Genomic DNA, 5343 nt, shown 5'->3' on the forward strand with positions numbered 1-5343 from the left:
GATCGAGGTCCAGCTGTTCGGTTCGTTGTCGGCCACCGGCATCGGTCACGGCAGCGACAATGCGGTGATCATGGGTTTGATGGGCGAATGGCCGGACGCGATTGACCCGTCGCAAATCGGCATTCGCATCGAAACCCTGCGTGAAACCCACACACTGTTGCTCGACGGTCGCTTGCCGGTGCCCTTCATCTGGGCCCGGGACATGCGCCTGATCGATGAGAACCTGCCATTCCATCCCAATGCGATGACCCTGGTGGCTGAAGGTGAAAACGGTGAGTTGCACCGCGACACCTACTATTCAGTCGGCGGTGGTTTTGTCGTTGATGAGGCGCAGGCTTCAAGCGGCGTGGTCGATCTGGACAGCACCGTGTTGCCTTACGATTTTTCCAGCGCAGCGGAGCTGCTTGCCCTGTGCAAGAAACACAATTTGCGCGTCGCCGAATTGATGATGGCGAACGAAAAGGTCTGGCGTTCGGAAGAGGAAATCCGCAGCGGCCTGATGAAACTCTGGCGCGCCATGCAGGACTGCGTCGAGCAGGGTCTCAAGCACGAAGGCATCCTGCCTGGCGGTCTGAATGTACGCCGCCGTGCCGCTAAGCTGCATCGCAGCCTGCAAGAGTTGAACAAGCCCAACGTGATCGGCTCGACCTTGAGCGCCATGGAGTGGGTCAACCTGTTCGCCCTCGCGGTCAACGAAGAAAATGCGGCAGGCGGGCGGATGGTCACGGCACCGACTAACGGCGCGGCCGGGATCATCCCGGCGGTGTTGCACTACTTCATGAAGTTCAGCGAGGCGGTGACGGACGCTAACGTCGTCGACTATTTCCTCGGTGCGGCGGCGGTCGGGATCCTGTGTAAAAAGAACGCCTCGATTTCCGGTGCTGAAGTCGGTTGCCAGGGTGAAGTCGGTTCGGCCTGCGCGATGGCGGCGGCAGGGCTGGCGGAGATTCTTGGTGCGACGCCGGAGCAACTCTGCAACGCGGCGGAAATCGGCCTGGAGCACAACCTTGGCCTGACGTGCGACCCGGTCGGCGGACTGGTGCAGGTGCCGTGCATCGAGCGCAACGCGATTGCCGCGGTGAAGGCTATCAACGCTGCACAAATGGCCCTGCGCGGTGACGGTCAACACTTCATCTCGCTGGACCGGGTGATCCGCACTATGCGCGATACCGGCGCCGACATGCACGATAAATACAAAGAGACATCGCGCGGTGGGTTGGCGGTCAGCGCGGTAGAGTGCTGAGACCCAATTGACCCTATCGCGAGCAGGCTCGCTCCCACATTGGCAGCGCAAATCCTGTGGGAGCGAGCCTGCTCGCGAAGAGGGCGAACCAGTCAAAACTGCGCGTTAAGTGAACACTGATCCAACTGAGCGCCACCTTTTAGCGCGTCGCAATCAGGCAACAAATACCCCAACGGTCAGACGTCATTCCGGGCTCTGACCGCTCGTCACCTGTGCCTTGGGTGACACTCTTCCCCGGCACTGTTGATGCGCTTCCAAAAAGTGCTACCGATTTGCTCACACCCCGCGGGGTAGGGCATCTGCCAGCCTGATAACCCTTACGCGTCGACTGAGCTCTATAGACACATATAGACACATCGCGACGTCGTTTTCAGGAGTTATTGAATGCGCATTCAACTTTAGGCATGGCAATTGCTCTGTCATAACAAAGCCCCGTCTCACGCAAGAGAACGATGGCCATAACAAGAGCCTCCGCCTGAGGCCATCACCCGCTTTGTGTGAGGAGATACCGCGATGACGTCGTTCAACTCAGGGGCCCAACCCCAGAACCGTGCGCCTCAATCCATCGGCTTTTTGCTGCTGGACAATTTCACGCTGATTTCCCTGGCTTCTGCCGTAGAACCCCTGCGCATGGCCAACCAATTGTCCGGTCGCGAGCTGTATCGCTGGAGCACCCTCACCGTTGATGGCGGTCAGGTCTGGGCCAGTGACGGCCTGCAAATCACTCCTGACGCCTCCATGCACAAAGCCCCGGCCCTGGACACCGTGATTGTCTGTGGCGGCATCGGCATTCAACGCACCGTAACCCGTGAACACGTGTCGTGGCTGCAAAGCCAGGCCCGTCAGTCGCGCCGTCTCGGTGCGGTCTGCACCGGTAGCTGGGCCCTGGCGTGTGCCGGTCTGCTGGATGGTTTCGATTGCAGCGTGCACTGGGAATGTCTGGCGTCGATGCAGGAAGCTTTCCCGCGGGTGGCCATGAGCACTCGCTTGTTCACCCTCGACCGTAACCGGTTCACCAGCTCCGGCGGCACCGCGCCACTGGACATGATGCTGCACCTGATCAGTCGCGACCATGGCCGTGAACTGTCGGCAGCAATCTCGGAAATGTTCGTCTACGAGCGCATCCGCAATGAACAGGATCACCAGCGCGTGCCGCTCAAGCACATGCTCGGCACCAATCAGCCGAAGTTGCAGGAAATCGTCGCGCTGATGGAGGCCAACCTTGAAGAGCCGATCGACCTCGATGAACTGGCGGTGTATGTCGCCGTTTCACGTCGTCAGCTGGAGCGGCTGTTCCAGAAATACCTGCACTGCTCGCCGTCGCGCTACTACCTCAAGCTGCGGCTGATCCGCGCCCGGCAATTGCTCAAGCAAACGCCGATGTCGATCATCGAAGTGGCCTCGGTCTGCGGCTTTGTGTCCACACCGCACTTCTCCAAGTGCTACCGCGAATACTTCGGCATTCCACCGCGTGACGAGCGCGTCGGTTCCAACACCACCCAACAGGTGGCGATGATGCCGATTCCGCAGGCACTGGTGCTGGCACCGTTGTCCGGGCCGATGTCGGCGTTGAGTCAGGCGCGTAACGAGTCGACTTTCGCTAGTGTAAGGCTCTAAACCGCAGCGCCTTCATCGCGAGCCTGCTCGCTCCCACACTGGATCTGTGAACGACACAAAACCAATGTGGGAGCGAGCCTGCTCGCGATGGTGATCTATCAGGCGCTACGGCTTTGCTGGTACAGCGCCAATGCCGGCAGCAGTTGCTTGTCGATCGCCTGGCGCACGGCGGGCAGAATCGTTGCGCTGCTGGTGTACATGTCCTTGACCATTTTGCGCAGCTCATAGGCTCGCATGTCATCCAGGCCACGTACCGCGCATTCACAGGCCTGCTCTGCAGTGGCCCCCATCGGGACTTCAAATCCGCGTGCCTTGAGCTGGCCCAACAGGTCTTCCTGGTCAATCAAATCAGCGTGCATCATGACGCAATCCTTCTTCAGGGAACGGTGTCGTGGTTCGATTCTGGTAGGGGTGATGGGACGGGGCAAGGACGATTTGTCGCAATGGCCGCTATACCTATGAACAGGTCGTTTTCGACTAACTTGCGTGAGTGGGGAGTCGGCACACTGGACTCAGCTGGCTTCACGAAGGTTTGGTCACCCTCGCGCAACAGCTCCTCAACAGTAACTTCTGCCTCGATCCTGTCACGGCTTGATCGGGGCTTTTTTTTGTCTGTGAATCAGGTCGTTATGGGTGTCCGGTCTACCGCCATCGCGAGCAGGCTCGCTCCCACATGGGATCGCATACCCCTGTGGGAGCGAGCCTGCTCCGGGCGGCGTTCCGACGATGAACGATGACGCGGTCTAACGTTGCAACACCAAAATGCGCGACAACAATTCATCGCGATCGATGTAGCAGCCCTGGAAATGCCGGGCGCCGCTGCTGGGGTCGAAAGCGTTACGGGCATGCAGGGTTCGGCGGTTGTCGAAGCACCACATTTCACCAGGATTGAGTCGGGTGATAAGCCTGAAACGCGCTTCGCGGGTCATGGCGATAAACCGTCGATAGGCCCGGTACAACCTGGGCATTTGCTCGACCGATGCATCGAACGGCCCCCGCAGGAAATTCGCCATGCGGATTTCCGACACGTGCCCCAGCGTATCGAGGGCGATGATCGGTGCCAGGCAGCGGTAGTCGCTGTGGCGGTCCTTGTTGCGAAACTCCACGGGGATCTCGCACAGCGCCCGGAAGGCCTCGGGGTCTTCCTGACGCAAGGCGTCGGCAATGGCAAACCCGTCGACAAAAATGCTCTCGCCACCGTTCGCGTCATTGACCAGGCAATGCAGAAATTGCAGCCCCGGTTGCAACTCTCGTGTCGGCAGATCGCTGTGCAGTGGCAGGTTGAACGCGGTGTAAGCGTTGCTGTCGGCGTCGGCCTTGGATTGCACGTTGAACAAAACGCCGAAATTGCTCTCGCGGATAAACGAAATCCGCTTGGCGATGTGTGTCAGCGAGCCGGGTTCGGTAGGGATGCCGCGTACTTGGGACAGGCCGATATCGCGCAGTGCCAGAAGCCATTGCAGCAGTGCCTTGGGATCGTCCATCACCGCCTGGTACTCGAACACCGGCAGCTTCAGTTGGCTGTTCCACAGTTGGCTTTTCGGTTTGCCGGCACAACGTTCGGCGCGGGATTCATCGTCATAGGCGTGAGCACGCAACCAGCCGGGATCGAAGCGGCTGGTATGGCCGTCGAGCCAGTCGATAGACAGACAGCCCTGCGCATCCACTTGGGCTACGGAGGGGGACAGATCTTCAGCGACATCGACGATTTCCAGCACCTGTTCGCGGGTCACGGCATACACGCAAACCGGGCACGGACAGTTGTCGCGCAACCATTGATGATGAAAGGGGCTGACCCGACCATCGGCCCACTTCACCAGCACGTGATCCGCCAGGGTTTGCACGGTGGTCAACGCACTGATCAAAGGGTAACTGCGGAAGTCGGCAACAGCGGCGGCGGTGTTCATGCGAGCTCCTTGTCTTGATTGTTATTTTTCAGGCGGTAGGGCGATCACGCGGCCAATGTAGGCAGGGGTGGGCAGGTCCGATTGCAATGCGGTCATGGCCAGCAGTTTGTTCAGTACCGGCTCGCTGAACGGTGCCGAGCGTGGCCCCGCGAGGTCGACGTGYAGCAGCATTTGTTCGTTGCCCGCCAATTCCTTTTCGTCGCCGACCAGATGCAGGCTGTGATAGAGGTGCAGGCGTTTACGGTCGTGACCAATGATCTGGGTGTGCACCTCGACCTCGGCGCCGAGCTTCACTTCGTGCAGGTAATTGAGGTGCAGTTCGAGGGTGAACAGCGAGTTGCCGCTGGCTTCGCGGTTGTTGCTGTCCATGCCCAATTGATCCATCAGCGCATCGGTGGCGTAGCTGAAGATCAGCAGGTAAAACGCATCGCGCAGATGGCCGTTGTAGTCGACCCAGTCGGGGGCGATGGTGGTTGTGTAGGTGGTGAGGGTTGGCATTGTTCAGGTTCCGACGTTGGTGGTGACAGGACTGACGCTATCGCGAGCAGGCTCGCTCCCACAGGGTTTACGCTGTCT

The 5343-nt window shown here is 59.6% G+C and carries 5 protein-coding genes; 2 read left to right on the forward strand and 3 right to left on the reverse strand.

Going from position 1 to position 5343, the window contains the following annotated elements; translation table 11 throughout:
• Together AC1DH9_RS21600 and gbdR are read left to right on the forward strand one after the other, a co-directional pair.
• The coding region (locus AC1DH9_RS21600; protein ID WP_477808757.1) for an L-serine ammonia-lyase at nt 1-1243 on the forward strand (1243 nt) is incomplete at its 5' end.
• Nucleotides 1244-1756: 513 nt separating this feature from the next.
• A complete protein-coding gene (gene gbdR / locus AC1DH9_RS21605; RefSeq protein ID WP_071553003.1) occupies nt 1757-2860 on the forward strand; it encodes a choline metabolism transcriptional regulator GbdR in 1104 nt (367 codons plus the stop codon).
• A 98-nt stretch (nt 2861-2958) separates the two neighbouring features.
• Here the strand turns inward: gbdR and AC1DH9_RS21610 are convergent, their stop codons facing one another.
• The 3 genes from AC1DH9_RS21610 to AC1DH9_RS21620 all read right to left on the reverse strand — a co-directional run bounded on the left by AC1DH9_RS21610 (nt 2959) and on the right by AC1DH9_RS21620 (nt 5265).
• On the reverse strand, nt 2959-3222 hold the full coding sequence (locus AC1DH9_RS21610; RefSeq protein WP_427534024.1) for a hypothetical protein: 264 nt from the start codon (nt 3220-3222) through the stop codon (nt 2959-2961).
• Between the two features lie 381 nt (nt 3223-3603).
• On the reverse strand, nt 3604-4767 hold the full coding sequence (locus AC1DH9_RS21615; RefSeq protein ID WP_427545105.1) for a gamma-butyrobetaine dioxygenase: 1164 nt from the start codon (nt 4765-4767) through the stop codon (nt 3604-3606).
• Between the two features lie 21 nt (nt 4768-4788).
• On the reverse strand, nt 4789-5265 hold the full coding sequence (locus AC1DH9_RS21620; protein WP_442114413.1) for a thioesterase family protein: 477 nt from the start codon (nt 5263-5265) through the stop codon (nt 4789-4791).
• Nucleotides 5266-5343: the final 78 nt, after the last annotated feature.

This window comes from Pseudomonas sp. 05T35 (genome assembly GCF_056396605.1).

Coding starts and splice junctions, on each gene's coding strand:
- gbdR (WP_071553003.1), top strand. CDS start 1,757: ATGACGTCGTTCAACTCAGGGGCCCAACCCCAGAACCGTGCGCCTCAA.
- AC1DH9_RS21610 (WP_427534024.1), bottom strand. CDS start 3,222: ATGATGCACGCTGATTTGATTGACCAGGAAGACCTGTTGGGCCAGCTC.
- AC1DH9_RS21615 (WP_427545105.1), bottom strand. CDS start 4,767: ATGAACACCGCCGCCGCTGTTGCCGACTTCCGCAGTTACCCTTTGATC.